Genomic DNA, 19,475 nt, shown 5'->3' on the forward strand with positions numbered 1-19,475 from the left:
ATGCGTAATATAGTAAAGGTAACAAAATAACTAGGGTAGAGAACATTTGAGAACACCCACTTACATATAATGTGCCACTTTCTTAGGTGTGCTCTATTCCTTAGAGTTCAAATAAGGAGAAAGGCGTTCTATGTAAGTAGGTGTTTTTAGTTTGGATAAAAATAGAACAGTTAGGTGGAATAAATGTTTAAAGAACCTTATATTGCGATGATAAAGGATTGGAAAGGATACAAAGCATACAAAAAATTGCCGAAAACAGTTTTTCTTATGACTGGTTCAATGCTGGAATTACCAGAGCGTGTATATGAATTGCAGAAACATGAACATGATGTATTTCTTCATTGTGATTTTATACAAGGCTTAAATACGAATACAGAGGAAGCGCTTTTGTATATTCAAGATGTTATCGGGGCACAAGGTATTATTTCAACAAAGGGTTCAACAATTCGAAATGCTAATAAAATTGGATTGAAAACAATTCAACGTATTTTTATTGTAGATACTTTATCTCTTACTAAATCAATTGAAAATTGTAAAACGACTAAACCAAATGCAGTAGAGATTATGCCGGGGATTATGCCTTCTATTATTAAGCAGCTAGTAGAGGAAATAGAGTTTCCTATTATTGCAGGAGGGCTGATTCAAACGCGAGAAGATGCGGAAATTGCAATTCGTGCAGGAGCAAGTGCGATTTCAACAAGTCATTATGAAGTATGGATACAAGAAGAAAAAAGGAGTGCAACCTTGTGATTGAATTGAAAAATGTTTCAAAGGTATATAAAAATGCAGAAGAGACAGCGGTTAAAGGCGTATCGGTTCATATTAAGAAGGGTGAATTTTTTGTTTTAGTTGGACCTTCGGGATGCGGGAAAAGCACATTATTACGAATGATCGCTGGCTTAGAAGAGATTTCTTCAGGAGATTTAATTATTAATGAACGTGTTGCAAATGATCTAGAGCCGAAAGACCGTAATCTATCAATGGTATTTCAAAATTATGCATTATATCCACACTTATCTGTAGAAGAAAATATTTTATTTGGACTTAAGGTAAGAAAAGTACAAAAAGAAGAGCGACAAAAGCGATTAATGGAAGCTATTGAAATGGTAGGACTGAAAGAGTATGTGAAAATGAAACCAGGCCAATTATCAGGCGGACAAAGACAGCGTGTTGCACTTGCCAGGGCAATTGTGAGTCAAGCGCCAATCTGTTTAATGGATGAACCACTTTCGAATTTGGATGCGAAATTACGTGCGCAAATGAGAATTGAAATTAGAGAAATTCAGCAGCGATTAGGAATTACGATGATTTACGTTACCCACGATCAAATAGAAGCGATGACTATGGGTGATCGTATCATGGTTTTAAATAAAGGAAGTATACAGCAAGTTGGAACACCACTTAACATATATAACGAACCAGCAAACGAATTTGTTGCAAGCTTTATAGGTTCTCCTTCTATGAATATAAATGATGGGGAAGTAAATAAAGAAAAAGGTGTATTACATATAGGACAATTGCAAATTCCATTATCTATTAGACAGTTAAAGCAATTACCAGAAGGAACAATTCGCATAGGCATGCGCCCTGAGCATATTGCACTGTCTGAGGAGGGACAAGAAGTGACGTTGCAATCTGTAGAAGTATTAGGGAATGAATCTATATTGAACTTTGCGGTAAATGGAACAACTTGGAGTGCGAAAGTTATCGGACAGTTACTCCTGAACAAAGGTGACAAAGTAAAATTATTATTCTCGCAAGAAAAGTTATGCTTCTTTAACGAAAACACGAATGAACGCTTAAAAGTGGTAGGTGAAGAAGAGTTGAAAGTGGTGGCGAAATAATGATCGAAGTAAGTAAGTTACCAGTTCAAACAAAGGTGTCAAAAAAGAAAAAATTATGGGAGAGAACGAAAGATTTAAGAATAGGATTATTGTTTTTGGCGCCATCTATTTTGCTATTTTCGATTTTTCTGTTCTATCCATTGTTTAGGACGATTTATTATAGTTTTTATTTAACCGATATACATGGAGAAGCTAATCTTTTCGTTGGCTTAGAAAATTATCAATATTTATTCTCTGATCCAGCCTTCTACAAAAGTATAAAATCAACTTTATTATTTGTTTTATATACAGTTCCTACGAGTATTATATTTGCTTTGTTTCTTGCATTGATTGCAAATGGAAAGGTAAGAGGTATTGGGTTATTCCGAGTTCTGTTTTCTTCGACGATGGGAATATCAGTAGCTGCTAGTGCAGTGATTTGGCTATTTTTATTTCATCCAAGTGTAGGATTATTTAATAATATATTAGCCTCTATGAACCTTCCTGCAATCGCATGGTTAACGAGTCCGGACTGGGCACTATTCTCTGTATCAGTTACAACAGTTTGGGTGAATACAGGTTTTGCATTTTTAGTTATATTAGGTGGTTTACAAAATATTGATACGTCTTTATATGAGAGTGCATCTATAGATGGTGCTAGTTATTTATATAAGCTTCGCCGTGTTACATTACCGATGCTATCACCAACTTTATTTTTTATTGTAACAGTAACATTAATTAGTGCGTTCCAAAGCTTTGGACAAATTGATATTTTAACGCACGGTGGACCAAATGATGCAACGAATTTAATTGTGTACTCGATTTACAAAGAGGCGTTTGTGAATCATCAATTTGGAACAGCAAGTGCACAAGCGATGGTATTATTTGTTTTCATTTTCGTTGCTACATTACTTCAATTTAAGTTTGCTGAGAGAAAGGTGCATTATAAATGATTGTTAAACAGTGGAAACAAAATTTCCTATTATACATGCTACTCATTATTAGTGCAGTGATGGTATTTTTTCCTGTACTGTATGCATTTTTAATAAGCTTTATGACACCAGACGATATTCAAATGAGAAGGTTATTTCCGACCCAGTTTACTTTTGATAATTTCATTAATATTTTTCAAAAAGTACCGCTTTTTACATACTTATATAACAGTTTAATTGTATCGACAGTCGTTATGATTGGACAACTTATCGTATCAAGTTTAGCAGCTTATGCTTTTGTTTTTCTTCAGTTTAAAGGGAGAAACTTAATTTTCTTCCTGTTTATTTCAACGATGCTTATTCCGTGGGAAGCAACGATGGTGCCTAACTTTTTAACGATTCAAAACTTTGGCTGGATCAATAGTTTCGCCGGGATGACAGTGCCGTTTTTTGCAACAGCTTTCGGTATTTTCTTGTTACGTCAACATTTTATGACACTCCCGAATGAACTGAAAGAAGCTGCTTTTATTGAAGGGATTGGAAATATAAGATTTTTATTCAGCGTTGTAATACCGTATTGTAAAACGAGTTTTATTACGCTTGGAGTATATAGCTTTTTAACAACATGGAATATGTATTTATGGCCACTTTTAGTGACCACTGATGAAAAAGTAAGAACAGTGCAAATCGGTGTAAAGCAGCTTCAGTCTCAAGAAGTTGCAACTGATTGGGGAAGCGTAATGGCCGGTGTTACGGTTATCGTTATTCCAACATTGATTTTACTATTTTTAGGGCAAAAGCAATTACAACAAGGATTAACAAAAGGTGCAATTAAATAACTAAGAGAAGGTGAGATTTAAATGAGTCTAGTTAAAAAAGGTGCTGCTCTATTAATGGTAGCAACAATGGCATTATCTAGTGCAGCTTGTTCAAATAGTAAAACAGAGGGAAAACCTGAAGTACAGGCAAAAGTAGCACCTGTTGAAAAAAATGGTGATAAAACTGTAATTCGCTTCTGGCATGCGATGGGTGGAAAAACACAAGGAGTATTAGATGGTCTTGTTGCAGACTATAATAAGTCGCAAAATAAATATGAGATAAAGGCAGAGTTCCAAGGGACATATGAAGAGTCTTTAACGAAATTTAGAACGATGTCTGCAACGAAAGAAGCGCCAGCTCTTGTTCAATCGAGTGAAATTACAACGAAATATATGATTGATAGCAAAAAAATCACACCAATTGATAGCTGGATAAAAAAAGATAAGTACGATACGTCAAAATTAGAAAAAGCAATTACAAATTATTATTCAGTTGATGGAAAAATGTATTCTATGCCATTTAATTCATCTACACCAGTATTAATTTATAATAAAGATGCTTTTGCAAAGGCGGGCTTAGATCCAGAGAAAGCTCCAAAAACATATGCGGAATTACAAGAAGCAGCGAAAAAGTTAACGATTAAAGAAGGCGGAAATGTAAAACAATATGGATTCTCCATGCTTAACTACGGTTGGTTCTTTGAAGAATTGTTAGCGACACAAGGTGCTTTATATGTAGATAACGAAAACGGCCGTAAAGATGCTGCAAAGAAGGCGGTATTTAACGGTAAAGAAGGACAGAAAGTATTTGGAATGTTAGATGATTTAAATAAAGCTGGCGCACTTGGAAAGTATGGAGCAAGTTGGGATGATATTCGTGCCGCGTTCCAATCTGGACAAGTTGCTATGTATTTAGATTCTTCAGCAGGTGTTCGTGATTTAATCGATGCATCTAAGTTTAATGTAGGTGTTTCATATATTCCGTATCCTGAGGATTCGAAACAAAATGGTGTTGTTATTGGTGGAGCATCATTATGGATGACGAATATGGTTTCAGAAGAAACGCAACAAGGTGCTTGGGACTTTATGAAATATTTAACGAAGCCAGACGTACAAGCAAAATGGCATACTGCAACAGGTTATTTCTCAATTAATCCAGATGCATATAATGAGCCATTAGTAAAAGAGCAATATGAAAAATATCCACAGTTGAAAGTAACAGTAGATCAATTGCAAACGACGAAGCAATCTCCAGCAACACAAGGGGCTTTAATTAGTGTATTCCCAGAATCACGAGATGCAGTTGTAAAAGCATTAGAAGCGATGTATGACGGGAAGAATAGTAAAGAAGCGTTAGATGAAGCTGCCAAAGCAACAGATAGAGCAATTAGCGTTTCAGCTCGTACGAGTCAAAAATAAGAGAAAGCCGTATCCTTAAAAGGGATACGGCTTTCTTTATAGGGAGATAAGGGATCAAAGAAATGATGAAGTCTTATCTCTTTTATATGAGTAAAGGGTCTAGAGTGAATGTTGTCCTTTTCATTATTTATTTAACTCCATTGCGACTTGTTTACCATTTACGAAAACCTCTACTACCGCTACTACAACTTCCATTACTTTTTTCATCTCTCATCTCTCCTTATTTTTTGTTTCATTTCTTACTCTCAGTATAAGGAAATACAGTAATTACAACTATCGAATTGGATGACAAGAGACTTACATTGTTGTAAGGATAATAGTTTAGTTTGTAATAAAGTGAAACTGTAATCAGTGGGGGGCTTACTGCCCGTTAATGCTTGATTTTAATTCTGAACTTTCTGTCGTTTTGAACTATAATTAGAAAGAGGGGGGATAATATGAAAAGAATTCTTGTTATTAGTGATATTCATGGAGAGATAGAAAAGTTCGAACATTTATTGGAAGAAGCTCAATATGATGCGAAACAGGATCAATTAATCTTACTGGGAGATTATGTAGATCGTGGTCCAAATGCGCGTGCTGTAATTGAAAAGGTAAGAGAATTGAAAAAAGAGGGAGCACTCATTTTAAAAGGAAATCATGAAGATATGATGATTAAGGCGTTAAGGACAAATGAGGAACGTTCATGGAACCATTGGGTAAAAAGAAATGGTGGAGATAAGACATTATATAGCTATGGATTTGTAGAAGAAGATATTGCGGTTAATGAGAAAGACTTCCAAAAACCGATTTTACACTCTCGTGTATTAGAGGAACATATAAAGTTTATTCAAGAATTAGATCATTACATTGAAACAGAAGAGTATATATTTGTACATGCTGGGGTTGAACCGATGAAACGAGTTTCTGAATCTGAACCATATACATTAATGTGGATCCGTAATGAATTTCATAATGGATATAGCGGTGAAAAGGTTATTGTATTTGGGCATACGGAAACAAAAACGCTTCATGGTAGTGAGGATTGCGGAGTGTATTTTGGTAGTAATCGTATTATTGGGATTGATGGCGGGGCTGTGTATGGCGGTCAGCTAAATTGTTTAGAGTTGCCGAGTAAAAAGGTATATGTAATAAAAAATTGAAAGAGATAAGAGGAATCTTATTTCTTTCAATTTTTTATTAAGCTAAATTTAAGACAAAGTTTTTATAATAAAACTTCAAAATTTTAGAAGGAAATAGTTAAAAATGAAATTACGTAATGTAACTACATTCTTTTGTTATGAAGAGAAGAAATGTAATAATAAATAGAATTGAACTATTTGATGGAAGGTGAGAGCATGCGTTTACTTGTAGTAGAAGATAATGCTTCGTTATTAGAGTCTATCGTACAAATTTTACGTGATGAATTTGAAGTAGATACGGCAATAAATGGAGAAGATGGATTGTTTTTAGCTCTTCAAAATATATATGATGCAATTTTGCTGGATGTGATGATGCCAGGGATGGACGGATTTGAAGTGATTCAAAAAATACGAGATGAAAAGATTGAAACACCAGTCCTGTTTTTGACAGCGAGAGATTCTTTAGAAGATCGGGTGAAGGGATTGGACTTTGGTGGAGATGACTATATTGTTAAGCCATTTCAGGCCCCTGAATTAAAAGCGAGAATTCGTGCTTTACTACGCAGAAGTGGTAGTTTAACAACGCAGCAAACAATTCGCTATAAAGGCATTGAATTGTTCGGAAAAGATAAAGATGTTCAAGTAGATGGAAAAGGTATGAAGTTATCATTAAAACAATATGAGCTTCTAGAGTACCTTGTTCAAAATAGCGGAAAGATTTTAATGCGTGAACAAATTTTTGATCGCGTCTGGGGATTTGATTCAGATACGACAGTAGCGATTGTAGAAGTGTATGTGCATCATTTACGTAAAAAATTAGAGCCATTCGGTTATCAGAAAGATATTCAAACCGTTCGAGGTATTGGATACATATTAAAAGAACAATGAAAAAGGGAAGCATGTTTCAGAAGACGCGCATTCGATTGACTATAATAAATTCGTTAGTATTTATCATTTTGATAGGCGTATTAGGCAGTATTATTTATTCGTACACATACAAGCGTATTTATAGTGAAGTAGATCAATCTATAAAAATGATAGCTCAGTATAGAGAAAAATTAGATGTTAAAGTACCACCAAGAAAACGCATGGAGAATATCCAAATTGGAGATCCGCGAGTAACTAGAATAACTTGGAATGGGAAAATAGTGAAAATAGAGGGCGATAACCGTAAATTCCGTTCTATTTTTGAAGAGAATTTGGAAAGTTTTTCTCCCGAAAAATTAGAGGAGTTACAAGATATTGAAGTACAAGGACGATATTTTAGAGCATTTTCGCTTCAAAAAGATGGAGAAATAGTTCAAATCGTGCGAGATATAACAGCGGAAGAAGGAATGTTAAATACTTTATTTTTAATTCTCGTTATAGGTTGTAGCATAGGAAGCCTCTGTGCGATAGGTATTGGCTTTTTCCTAGCTGGTAGAGCACTTGTACCTATTCAAAGTTCATGGGAGAAACAGCAACAATTCGTTTCTGATGCATCACATGAACTCAGGACACCACTTGCAGTTATTCAATCAAAAACGGATGTTTTATTCCAGTCACCATCCGCTACGATAGAAGAAAAAGCGATGGATATTTCTACAATTTCAAAAGAATGTAGGCGGTTATCGAAACTCGTTAGTAATTTATTATTGCTAGCACGTTCTGATTCTAATCAAATTGAGATGGATAAGAAAACATTTGAACTTGATAAATTGTTAGAAGAAATAGTAGCTCCATATAAAGAGATTGCTTCTTATCAAGAAAAAGAAATGATGCTAAAAGTAGAACGTGGTGTATCTTTTATGGCTGATAGAGAGCGGATTCATCAAATGATGGTCATACTGTTAGATAATGCGATGAAGTATACAAACGAAGGTGGGCATATTCAAATTGATTGTACGCAAACGAGTAGTTCAATTCGCATACAGGTGAAAGATGACGGGATAGGAGTGAAAGAAGAAGATATTCCGAAATTATTTAATCGTTTTTATCAAGGGGATAAAGCAAGAAGTACGTCAGAAGGAGCTGGATTAGGTCTTTCAATCGCAAATTGGATTGTAGAAAAGCATTACGGAAAAATATCAGTAGAGAGCAAATGGGGAGATGGCACTTGTTTTGAAGTGATTTTCCCTAAAAACCAAAAAATATAAGTAAGAAGACGACCTTGTTTTTACAAGGTCGTCTTTTTTTAAGGGAAAGTTAAGAAACTATTTATATTATGTATGGCATAAAGAAAGTTCGTTACATGAAGAAGAGATTAGGTGTATGTGAGTGGGGTTTATCAATCATAATGTTATCTCAAGCAGCGATGAGATGTATGTATAGTATTAAAAAAACTAGGGGAATGATGGGAAAGAAAGTATAAGAGGGAGGAATTAATTTTGAAAAAGAAAATGATAACGGTATTCACTATTGGAGTAATGAGTTTAAGTATATTAGGGGGTGCCTCTCCTTCTGAAACACAAAAAGGAAAGACAGATTACACGCAGCGCAGTAAAGAACAATTGAACAATGGTAAGATACATGCAGTGCATACAGAAGAAAAAGCAGAGAAACTAGGTATTGAAACGGAAGGAAAAGAACAAATTACACTAGAAAAAGAAATTCATGAAACAGAAGTAGGAAGGGAAGCAGAGCAGTTAGGCATATCGATTGAAGGAAAAGATGTTGGGATGCTGTCAGAAGAAATCTATGAAACAAAAGTAAAGCAAGAAGCGTTAAAGCTAGGTATATCTATAGAGAATACATCAATTGTAGATTTAATTACTCAAATTAATGCGATTAAAATTAAAGATGAAGCAGATAAATTAGGTATTTCGACAGATGGAAAAGAAATCGAAGACATCGCGGAAGAAATCTACGGAAAGAAAGTAAGAGAAGAAGCAGGAAAGTTAGACATTTCTCAAAAAGGAAAAGAAATTGAAGAGTTAGCACAAGAAGTGTACGAACAAAAAGTACAGGAAGAAGCAAAAAAATATCATATTGATTTGTATGGTAAAGATATATATCAAATATTAAGAGAAATTAATGAACAAAAGGTGCTACAAATGGCAGATGAGCTTAATATGGATAAAATGAATATGAATATTCAAGAGTTAGCGGAAAAGATAAAAAAAGATCAGCCTGAAAAAGGAAAAGAACTAAATTTTGTACCGATGATACGAACGGATGCTGACGCATTTTATTCTTATTTAACGAATTAATAAGGACGTGAAAGCGATAAGAAAATTGAAGTGGTATATATGTATAGCTTTACTAGGTGCAGTAATATGGAGTGTATATACAAATGGAATTCCAAAGTATATAGAGAAGTTTACATTCTCAAATATACAAAGAGGAAAAGAAACGGAGTTTAGTAATAACGATGAAAAAGTCATCTTATCAAATGTTCCCTTAATTCGGCAGTTACCAGAATTGGATAGAGGCTGTGAAGTGACAAGCTTAGCGATGATGTTACAATACGCTGGTGTTTCAGTGGATAAGATGACATTAGCAAATGAAATAAAAAAAGTTGATTTTATAGATGATGGTGTGCGCGGGAATCCGAATGAAGGATTTGTAGGTAATATTTATACATTTTCTGAATCGGGATATGGTGTATATCATGGGCCACTTTTTCAGTTAGCGGAAAAATATTTACCTAATAAAGCTGTAGACTTAACAGGGAAGAATATAGAGGAAATTTATAAGAGTGTAAAAGCAGGACAACCGGTAGTTATGATTACGAATGCAACATTTGTACCGTTAGATGAAGATGAATTTACTACATGGGAAACAAATAGTGGAGATGTTTCTATTACGTATAATGAACATTGTGTTGTACTTATTGGATATGATCAGGAATCTGTATATATTCGAGATCCACTTGAGGATAGCTTAGATGTAAAAGTACCGAGAGAAACCTTTGAACAGGCATGGGTACAAATGGGAAGTCAGGCAATTAGTTATGTAAAGAGCGCCAAATAAATTAGGACGAAGAGTTTTAGTAATATGACTATAAGGCGAAGGGTAAAGATTTGAGGATTATAAGAGAAGTTTTGTAGAGTAGAAGCTGTTAAGAAATGAGAGAACTTTAGTATATATAATGCTAAAGTTCTCTTATTTTTATGATTAAAATACGTATAAGGAGTGAATATGCAAAAATGCATAATTGACGAAAAAATTACATGTTATCATTATATATTGTTTTATATATGTTAATTGTATAAAATGACACAAGTATCCACATTACATAAAGGAGGCTTATTATGCAAAAAATATTTAACTGGGTTAAATGTATGAGTATCAATAAAAAATTAATCATTTCATTTTTTATTATTTTAACTATACCAGGAATTATTATCGGTGGTGTTTCATATCAAACTGCCAAAACAAATTTTGAACATCAAATGACAGATAAAGCAAAGGAGAATATTTCGATTTTAAATACTGTTATTTCTCAAAATATAGAAGAGAAATTTGTTGATGCGACGTACTTTGCAGACATCTTAACAGAGGATACATATCCAAATGGACAAGAAGAAATAGTAAGAACGAAGTTAGCACAATATATAAAGCTTCATCCAGAAGTAGAAGGTATTTATATTGGAACAGAGACGGGAAAGTTTATAAGAGAACCATTTATTCAAATGGCTGATGGGTATAATCCAACAGATAGATCTTGGTATAAAGAAGCACATGAAAATAAAGGGAAAGTAATTGTTACTGCGCCATATCAGTCAGCATCTACAAAAAATATGGTAGTGACGATTGCGAAAGAAGTAAAAGATGGTAAAGGTGTTATAGGAATTAATTTAAACTTAGATAACATCTTAAAAATTTCCAAAATGATTAACATTGGTGAAAAAGGTTATGCAGTTATTTTAGATCAAAATAAGCAAATTGTTAGTCATCCATCTAGAAAACCAGGTGCAAAAGTTACTGATCCTTGGATTAAACCAATTTATGAAGATAAACAAGGAAATGTGTCTTATACAGAACAAGATGATAAAAAGAATTTAATCTTTGCAACAAATGAGAAAACGGGCTGGAAAGTAGTTGGAGTTATGTTCGATGAAGAAATTACCCAAGCTGCCAGTCCAGTGTTTTATAAGACTTTGATTGTCATTGCTATCGCTATTGCATTTGGTAGTATATTAATTTATTTCATTACAAAGTCTATTACAAGGCCATTACGAAAAATAGCTGAATCGGCATATAAAATTAGTAAGGGAGATTTAACAGAGAAAATTACAATCCATTCCAAGGATGACATAGGGAAATTAGGGAATTCATTTAATGAAATGTCTACGTCTTTACAAGATGTTATTACCCAAATTAGCTTTTCAGCAGAACATGTTGCAGCATCGGCAGAAGAGTTAACAGCGAGCGTACAGCAAGCAAATGATGCGACAGATCAAATTACAATTGCAATGGAACAAGTATCAGGTGGGGCTGAATCACAAAGTCAAGGTGTTGAAGAAGGTGCGGCTACATTGCAACAAGTAAATACAGCAATTCAAGATGTAACTGGAAGCGCAGAGTCAATTTCTATTTCCTCATTACATGCGCGAGAAAGAGCTGAAGAGGGAGAAGATTTAGTTGAACAAACTGCAAAACAAATGCAGTCTATTTCTAGGTCGGTATCCGAGTCAGATGCTATTATTAAACTGCTTGATGAGAAATCAAAGCAAGTAGGAGCTATTTCTGAAGCAATTCAAAACATCGCAACTCAAACAAACTTATTAGCTTTAAATGCGGCTATTGAAGCAGCAAGAGCAGGTGAACAGGGACGAGGATTTGCTATTGTAGCAGATGAGGTTAGAAAATTAGCAGAGCAATCAGGAGAGTCATCTGGAGAGATTGCAAATTTAATTGCAGAAATTAAGGCGGATATTGAACATACTGTTAAGGCGATGGATAATGTGAATGGAGAAGTTCAACAGGGCCTTGATGTTGTAACAAAAACGAAAGTAAGTTTTACGGAAATTTTAAGTTCTACTACACATATTGTTTCTCAAGTTAATCAAATGGTAGAAACAACGAAGAGAATTGCTGGAGATGCAAATGAAGTGACAAATGCTATTGATGAAATTGCAGCTGCTGCAGAAGAAAATACAGCTAGTATGCAAAGTGTTGCAGCTTCAACAGAAGAACAGGTTAATTCCATGGAGGAAATTAGTTCAGCTTCGCAAAACTTAGCTGAGATGGCAGAAGAACTACAAGCGATGACTAGTAAATTTAAAGTATAATAACAGCAGATAAGTAAGGTGAAAATAATATCACCTTACTTATTTTTCTATTCAGCAATTAGGGGAGTCATTAACGGGATGAAAAAAAGAAGAAGACTATGGAATTTATGGAAAACAATTACATTGTTAGTTTGTACAGTTGTAATTTTTTCTTTACTTGTGACAGATATATTAATTAGTCATAATGTAGAACGGACGACGGAGGATAGCCAAGCAGAGAAGGCAAAAACAATTGCACACATTGTGGCGAATGATTCGATTGTAATCGATGGTTTGGTTGGGAAAGCAGATACCTCTGCAATCCAAACGTATACAAATAGAATATTACAAAACACAGGTGTTCAGTTTATTGTAGTTATGGACATGAATGGAATAAGAAAGTCACATCCAAATCCTCAAAAAATAGGGCATCATTTTATTGGGGGAGATGAAGGGCCTGCATTGAAAGGAAAAGAACATGTATCGTTAGCAGAAGGAACTTTAGGTATTTCCATGCGAGTGTTTGTACCAATATTTTCTGAAACAGGTGAACAACTTGGAGCTGTGGCTGTTGGTATTTCAGCAGATAATGTAAAAGAGAGAGTTAAGGAAAGTAGACATATCATTTATATTGGTGTCGGAGTTGGTGTATTAGTCGGAATTATAGGAGCAATATTGCTAGCTAGACATATAAAGAAAAGTTTATTCGGTCTTGAGCCGCACAGGATAGCAAAAATTCTTGAAGAAAGAAATACGATGCTACAATCTGTAAAGGAAGGTATTATTGCTGTAGATAAAGAGGCTAGAGTAACATTAATTAATAATGAAGCGAAACGTCTATTTAAAAAAAGCGGACTTGAAGAAGATTTTATCGGTAAAGATGTTGAGTTGTATATGCCAAATTCACGTATAAAAGAAGTATTGCAAACGGGAGAAGTACAATTAAACGAAGAACAAAATATTTATGGAATTACGATTGTGACGAATCGAGTTCCTTTATATGTAAAAGGAGAAATAGTTGGTGCAATTGCAACATTTCGTGATAAAACAGAGATTAGAAAACTAGCAGAGGAACTAACTGGTATTAGACTATATGCAGAAGCATTACGGGCACAATCTCATGAGTTTATGAATAAGATGCATGTCGTATTAGGGCTTACACATATGAAGCAGTATGAAGAATTACAGAAGTATATAAGCGGCATGGTATCAGAGCATCAATATGAAATTGGTGGAGTTATGAAAAGAATAAAAAGTCCAGTATTTGCTGGTTTTTTACTCGGGAAGCTCAGCTATGCTAGAGAGAAAAATATAAAATTAATTATAAGTGAAGATTCTTATATGCCGGAAATAGATGATGAAAGTATTACTCATGAACTTATTACGATTGTCGGAAATTTAATTGATAATGCATTAGAGGCAGTTACGAATTGTGAAAAGAAGCGAGTTGAAGTTAAGATAAAACATGGGGATATACTAACTATTACAGTACAAGATACGGGAAAAGGTATACAAGAAAAAGAAATAGAGGAATTATTTACGAAAGGTTATTCCACAAAGGGAGATAACCGCGGTTATGGTTTGTATCTTGTAAAAGAAAGTATACAGCGAATAAATGGGGAAATTCATATGCATTCATTAGTAGGTAAGGGAACAACGATAACAATTGAAATACCTAAAGGTAGGGATGAGAGGCAAATATGATTAAAGTTTTAATTGTAGAAGATGACCCGATGGTAGCAATGCTAAATAAGCATTATTTAGAGCAAGTAGGAGGATTTGAACTTGTTCAAGCAGTGAATTTGGTAAAATCGGCGATAGAAGTATTAGAGGAATCACGAGTAGATTTAGTATTACTTGATATTTTTATGCCTGAAGAGACTGGATTTGAGCTTTTAATGTATATTCGGAACCAAGAAAAAGAAATCGATATTATGATGATTTCAGCTGTACATGATATGGGGAGTATTAAAAAAGCATTACAATATGGCGTAGTAGATTATTTAATTAAACCATTTACATTTGAACGATTTAAAGAAGCATTAACTATATATCGAGAAAAACTTACTTTCATGAAAGAACAACAAAAAATTAGTCAATCGGAATTAGATTCGTTAATTTTGCAAAAAGAAAAAAGAGAACCTACTGTCATGAAAGAGCTTCCGAAAGGATTAACGAAGCAAACGATGCAATTAATTTGGAAGAAGATCGAGTCGTTGAATGGACGAGCGTTTACAACAGATGAAATGGCGCAATTAGTTGGTGTTTCAAGAGTTTCTATTCGAAAGTATGTAATGTTTTTGACAGAAATTGGAGTGTTAGAAAACGAAATGGTGTATCAACATGTAGGGAGACCGGTGAGTAAATTAAGATGTATTGACCAAAATAAAATAGAGTTTTACGTATAAGCGACTTAATATAAGTCGCTTATACTTTTTTTAATTACAAAATCAATTACAAAACTTACAAAAACTATTTTTACTATTGAAAGCGTTTTAATATTGTTATTAAGAAAACGAGGGGGTGCCATATGGGAATTCAAAAGAATGTGGAAGCGGTATCATTTTCTGAAGGAAATGAAGTACAAAGAGAATCTTTCGCTTCTAAAATTATGAATGTAAAAATCGGTGTTATACCTTTACCGTTATATGTAGTATTGGCTGCTATTATTTATGGGGCATCTGTATATAATAAATTGCCAGCAGATATGATTGGTGGATTTGCAGTTATTATGATCATGGGGATTTTCTTAGGCGATATTGGGATGAGAATTCCAATTTTAAAAAATATCGGCGGTCCAGCAATACTTTCGTTATTTATTCCATCATTACTTGTATTTTTTAACTGGATGAATCCAGCTTCAATGGAAGCTGCGACTATGTTAATGAAAAAATCGAACTTTTTATATTTATATATTTCTTGTTTAGTAGTCGGAAGTATTTTAGGAATGAACCGTAAAGTGTTAGTACAAGGTTTCGTTCGCATGTTTATTCCTTTAGTAGTAGGGACGTTAGCTTCTGTAGCAGTAGGGTTATTGGTCGGTTCATTATTTGGATTTGAAATGAAGCACACATTCTTCTTTATCATCGTACCAATTGTGAGTGGTGGTATCGGGGAAGGGATTTTACCATTGTCGCTAGCTTATAGTGATATTTTAAATGAATCATCAGCGACGTTTGTATCACAGCTTATTCCAGCAGCTATTATTGGAAATATGTTCGCAATTGTAAGTGCAGGGTATATGAAGCGTTTAGGTGAGAAGAAACCGGAGCTTAGTGGTAACGGTGTATTAGTAAAAACAGATAATCAATCCGAGTTATTAAAAGAACAAAATACAGAGAAGCCAATTGACTTCTCATTAATGGGAGCAGGTTTATTAATTGCGTGTACATTCTTCATCTTCGGAGGATTTGCTTCTAAGTTCATCGGTATTCCTGGGGCAATCATTATGATCTTCTCAGCAGCACTTGTGAAATACTTTAAATTAATGCCAGCAAAAATGGAGCAAGGAGCATTCCATCTATATAAATTCATTTCGAAGAATTTAACTTGGCCTTTAATGGTTGGACTAGGATTACTATATATTCCGCTAAAAGACGTAGCAGCAGTTCTTTCAGTAGGATATGTTGTCGTGTGCGCATCAGTTGTTCTTACAATGGTAGCGTCAGGTTTCCTTGTAGGGAAAGTGATGAAAATGTATCCGGTTGAATCAGCAATTGTAACTGGATGTCATAGTGGTTTAGGTGGAACTGGAGATGTTGCTATTTTATCAGCTTCAAATCGAATGGAATTAATGCCGTTTGCGCAAATTTCGACTCGTTTAGGCGGGGCAGCAATGGTTGTAACAGCGACAATTTTATTAAAAATGTTTTCATGATCAAACAAGCTAGCTATATTCATATAGCTAGCTTGTCAAATTAAGGGGAGATTATAAGTATGTTAGAAAATCAAATTAATGAAAGATCATTGTTATTGCATAAAGAATTAGTAGGAAAAATTGAAATTACAAGTAAAGTAGAAGTAAATTCAGCGGATGATCTAAGTCTGACATATACACCAGGTGTAGCGGAGTCTTGCAAAGCAATTGCGGCAGATGAAGAAACAGTGTATGACTATACAGCACGTGGCAATATGGTGGCAGTTGTCTCAGATGGAACAGCGGTACTCGGTTTAGGAAACATTGGACCGAAAGCGGCTATGCCTGTTATGGAAGGAAAAAGTATTTTGTTTAAGAAGTTTGCGAATGTAGATGCTTTCCCATTATGTTTAGGCACAACGGATGTAGATGAAATCGTTACCCTTGTAAAAAATTTAGAGCCTACATTTGCAGGGATTAATTTAGAAGATATTGCAGCACCGCGTTGTTTTGAAATTGAAAAACGATTAAAAGAAGAAACGAATATTCCTGTATTCCATGATGATCAACATGGAACAGCTATTGTCGTTTTAGCAGCTGTTATTAATGCATTAAAAGTTGTTAGCAAACAAATGGATAATGTGAAAATCGTTATTAACGGTGCGGGTTCGGCAGGAATTGCAATTGGAAAATTATTATTAAAGGCTGGTGCAAAGCACATTACGTTAGTTAGCCTAGAAGGTATTGTTTGTGAAGGTGAAACATGGATGAACGAAGCACAAATTGAAGTTTCAAAAAAGACAAATCGTGAACATGTGCGTGGAACGTTAAAAGAAGCAATTCACCAAGCTGATATTTTTATTGGCGTATCTGCTCCTAACGTATTAACGAAAGAACTTGTACAGACGATGAATGAGAAAGCAATTGTGTTTGCAATGGCGAATCCAATTCCAGAAATCTTCCCTGAGGATGCATTAGAGGCTGGGGCAGCTGTAGTAGGAACTGGACGCTCGGATTATGCGAATCAAGTAAATAATGTATTGGCGTTTCCCGGAATATTCCGCGGTGCGTTAGATGTGCGCGCAACTGATATTACAGAAGAGATGAAATTAGCGGCAGCATATGGGATCGCTAACATCATTACTGATGAAGAACGTAATGCGAATTATGTAATCCCGAATCCATTAGATAAAAGAGTTGTTCCAAGTGTTGCAGAAGCAGTAGCGAAAGCAGCTATTGATTCAGGCGTGGCACAAATTACGAAAATACCACGTTATTAATAGCGAAAAGCAGTGCCTAAAAGGCACTGCTTTTTTGAGATAAGAAATCAAAATAATGAAGAAGTGTAGAATTATTTATGTTTCTTCACTATTTATTTAATTCCATTGCAACTTGTTTACCATTCACTAAAACCTCAGTTACTGCTACGATCACTTCTATCATTTTTTTCATCTCTCATCTCTCCTCGTTTCATTTCTTACTTTAAGTATAAGAGAAGAGAGATAATTCAACTATCGAAGTACATGACGTAGAAATTACATTGTTGTAAGAAAGTGGTTTATTTTTGTCACTTTACTCAGCAGTGATTACAAACTGATCATAATATTTTTCATTCACATATATATTTAATAACCATAATCCAGATGAAGGTAGTGACATAGTGAGAGGGAGTTCGTTTGTAGTAGAATCGATTGTATTTGAAGTAGTCCAAGTTTGTTTGGAAGTTTTTTTTGGAAAGAGTACTTGTGTCGGAGTTACAGATCCTTGTTTTAGCGCAATAATAGACAATTTTCCAGTTGGTATTTCAGAATCTAGAAAGTGCCACATTATTTCATTTTGTTCATTTGCGATAATAGGACTATCAGCCATTGCGACTTTACCTTCGATGCCTTTTAAAGGCATTTTTCCTTCTACGAAAGAAGGTGTTTCTTCCCAATTTACATCTTTTAAAACACTAAGGTGAAAGAAGGAAGGTGCGTTCACTTGAGTGGATGACGTTGCTATTACGTCTTTTTTTTGTTCTTTTGAATCCGATTGCGTTTGTGTGCATCCAGTGATGAGGAAGGAGAGAAGTAGCATAGTTCCGATTTTTTTCATGGTGCCACACTCCTAGTTTTTATTGTTAGTGTAATTGTATTTGCTAGAAGGCGGGACAATTCCTTTAAAGTATAAAAAGAGGTCGTAAGTTTTGTACGACCTCTTTTGACATTTTTATCCCGTAAAAGCCCGATTGGTGTAGGTTAATAATTAGTGGGAGATAGTCCCCACTAATTAAAGTTTCATTTTATATTTGTTCCGTTGTATAGGTTGGTTCGGTTTCTTTTTGAGGCATCGTCAAAAAAATAACGGACAGAACGATACATACGCCGCCTAATAATTGATATGTTCCAAAAGATTCATTTAGCCAAGTGATTGAAACGATGGCAGCTACAAGGGGTTCAATGCTAGATAAAATGCTTGTTTCTGTTGCTGCTAAATATTTAAGACTACCGATATATAGAAGGAAAGAAAGGGTACCACTAATAATGATAAGAATAAGCATAGAAAAAGTTTTTAGTGTAAGGGTTTGTGAAAATTGATTCCACCCGAATGAACGATTATAAATAAGTAGTGCAATTCCTCCGATTAACATCCCCCAACCAATTACTACAGTTGTCCCGCATTCTTTAATGAGAGAAGCCGGATGAAGGGTATAAAATGCAAATCCGATTGCTGTTAATAGTCCAAAAATAATAGCTTCTTTGGATAAAACAATATTTTCAATTGAGCCATTTGTAATAATAAAGTATGTTCCTATTAGCGCGGCTATAATTGCGAATAGTTGCATGGAAGCAGGGAATTTTCTTTGTTCAAATGCAACATACATGGTAATAAGAACAGGACCTAGAAATTGAAATAGCGTTGCTGTGACTGCATTACTAATATGAACCGTTTCGATAAAGGCGTATTGCGCACCGAGCATGCCGAGAATAGAGAAAATAATAAGTTGTATAGAATATCTAGGGTGTTTCCAAATTTGAAATATGTTTTGTTTCTTTATAAGTAAGAAAGACAAAATAAATATTCCTGCAAGCAACAATCGAATTGTTAAAAAATCAATTGAGGATACATTAGTATGTTGAAATAGCCACTGAATCATTGGACCAGATAATCCCCATAATGTAGCCCCTGTAATAATCATAATGAGTCCGATACGTCTACCATTGTTCATTATCATGTTTCTCCTCTCCAGTATTTGATTTTTTATGTGTGACATGATAAAAGGAATTATATATAACTTCTGGTACTGTAAAAAGTATCAGATTTTAGTTT

Annotated in this window: 17 protein-coding genes and 1 pseudogene; 16 read left to right on the forward strand and 2 right to left on the reverse strand. The window is 34.5% G+C overall.

The window, feature by feature from the left end; genetic code table 11:
- Positions 1-183: 183 nt before the first annotated feature.
- The 16 genes and pseudogenes from ACTFO4_RS21840 (at position 184) to ACTFO4_RS21915 (ending at position 17,443) form a co-directional block, all read left to right on the forward strand.
- A complete protein-coding gene (locus ACTFO4_RS21840) occupies positions 184-750 on the forward strand; it encodes a glycerol-3-phosphate responsive antiterminator (protein WP_006925062.1) in 567 nt (188 codons plus the stop codon).
- Positions 747-1,844, forward strand: coding sequence for an ABC transporter ATP-binding protein (locus ACTFO4_RS21845; RefSeq protein WP_000571391.1), 1,098 nt, complete (start codon positions 747-749; stop codon positions 1,842-1,844). Before ACTFO4_RS21840 ends, ACTFO4_RS21845 begins: the two co-directional genes overlap by 4 nt.
- Positions 1,844-2,776, forward strand: a complete 933-nt coding sequence (locus ACTFO4_RS21850) for a carbohydrate ABC transporter permease (protein ID WP_000573797.1) — start codon at positions 1,844-1,846, stop codon at positions 2,774-2,776. The genes ACTFO4_RS21845 and ACTFO4_RS21850 overlap by 1 nt, the downstream gene beginning before the upstream one ends.
- Complete coding sequence (locus ACTFO4_RS21855) at positions 2,773-3,594, forward strand: carbohydrate ABC transporter permease (RefSeq protein WP_000635946.1); 822 nt, start codon at positions 2,773-2,775, stop codon at positions 3,592-3,594. Before ACTFO4_RS21850 ends, ACTFO4_RS21855 begins: the two co-directional genes overlap by 4 nt.
- Before the next feature lie 21 nt (positions 3,595-3,615).
- Positions 3,616-4,992, forward strand: coding sequence for an ABC transporter substrate-binding protein (locus ACTFO4_RS21860; RefSeq protein ID WP_017674237.1), 1,377 nt, complete (start codon positions 3,616-3,618; stop codon positions 4,990-4,992).
- Positions 4,993-5,429: 437 nt separating this feature from the next.
- On the forward strand, positions 5,430-6,134 hold the full coding sequence (locus tag ACTFO4_RS21865; protein ID WP_017674238.1) for a metallophosphoesterase family protein: 705 nt from the start codon (positions 5,430-5,432) through the stop codon (positions 6,132-6,134).
- Positions 6,135-6,329: 195 nt separating this feature from the next.
- Positions 6,330-7,001 (forward strand): response regulator transcription factor, encoded by a 672-nt coding sequence (locus ACTFO4_RS21870; RefSeq protein ID WP_001238621.1) that lies wholly within the window; start codon positions 6,330-6,332, stop codon positions 6,999-7,001.
- On the forward strand, positions 6,998-8,248 hold the full coding sequence (locus tag ACTFO4_RS21875; protein WP_305037709.1) for a sensor histidine kinase: 1,251 nt from the start codon (positions 6,998-7,000) through the stop codon (positions 8,246-8,248). The genes ACTFO4_RS21870 and ACTFO4_RS21875 overlap by 4 nt, the downstream gene beginning before the upstream one ends.
- Positions 8,249-8,479: 231 nt before the next feature.
- Positions 8,480-9,301 (forward strand): hypothetical protein, encoded by an 822-nt coding sequence (locus ACTFO4_RS21880; protein WP_017674240.1) that lies wholly within the window; start codon positions 8,480-8,482, stop codon positions 9,299-9,301.
- A gap of 7 nt (positions 9,302-9,308) precedes the next feature.
- Positions 9,309-10,064, forward strand: coding sequence for a C39 family peptidase (locus ACTFO4_RS21885; RefSeq protein ID WP_242259662.1), 756 nt, complete (start codon positions 9,309-9,311; stop codon positions 10,062-10,064).
- A gap of 422 nt (positions 10,065-10,486) precedes the next feature.
- Positions 10,487-11,389 (forward strand): annotated as a pseudogene (locus ACTFO4_RS21890) (cache domain-containing protein); the annotation flags it as partial.
- 120 nt (positions 11,390-11,509) lie between these two features.
- Entirely contained in the window at positions 11,510-12,328 is an 819-nt protein-coding gene (locus tag ACTFO4_RS21895; protein WP_432804035.1) for a methyl-accepting chemotaxis protein, read from the forward strand.
- A gap of 78 nt (positions 12,329-12,406) precedes the next feature.
- Positions 12,407-14,011, forward strand: a complete 1,605-nt coding sequence (locus ACTFO4_RS21900) for a sensor histidine kinase (RefSeq protein ID WP_242259660.1) — start codon at positions 12,407-12,409, stop codon at positions 14,009-14,011.
- Positions 14,008-14,715, forward strand: a complete 708-nt coding sequence (locus ACTFO4_RS21905) for a response regulator (protein WP_078420939.1) — start codon at positions 14,008-14,010, stop codon at positions 14,713-14,715. Before ACTFO4_RS21900 ends, ACTFO4_RS21905 begins: the two co-directional genes overlap by 4 nt.
- Positions 14,716-14,837: 122 nt before the next feature.
- The gene (locus ACTFO4_RS21910; protein WP_326235010.1) at positions 14,838-16,184 is read left to right on the forward strand and encodes a 2-hydroxycarboxylate transporter family protein; all 1,347 of its coding nucleotides are present in this window, start codon (positions 14,838-14,840) and stop codon (positions 16,182-16,184) included.
- A gap of 59 nt (positions 16,185-16,243) precedes the next feature.
- Complete coding sequence (locus tag ACTFO4_RS21915) at positions 16,244-17,443, forward strand: NAD(P)-dependent malic enzyme (protein WP_223618286.1); 1,200 nt, start codon at positions 16,244-16,246, stop codon at positions 17,441-17,443.
- A 292-nt stretch (positions 17,444-17,735) separates the two neighbouring features.
- Here ACTFO4_RS21915 and ACTFO4_RS21920 read toward each other — a convergent pair whose 3' ends face one another.
- Both ACTFO4_RS21920 and ACTFO4_RS21925 read right to left on the reverse strand, forming a co-directional pair.
- On the reverse strand, positions 17,736-18,260 hold the full coding sequence (locus tag ACTFO4_RS21920) for a DUF4871 domain-containing protein (protein ID WP_016125448.1): 525 nt from the start codon (positions 18,258-18,260) through the stop codon (positions 17,736-17,738).
- Positions 18,261-18,447: 187 nt separating this feature from the next.
- On the reverse strand, positions 18,448-19,374 hold the full coding sequence (locus tag ACTFO4_RS21925) for a DMT family transporter (RefSeq protein ID WP_001059054.1): 927 nt from the start codon (positions 19,372-19,374) through the stop codon (positions 18,448-18,450).
- Positions 19,375-19,475: the final 101 nt, after the last annotated feature.

The organism is Bacillus cereus group sp. MYBKT14-1, assembly GCF_051915185.1.
In the GTDB taxonomy this organism is placed as follows: domain Bacteria; phylum Bacillota; class Bacilli; order Bacillales; family Bacillaceae_G; genus Bacillus_A; species Bacillus_A cereus.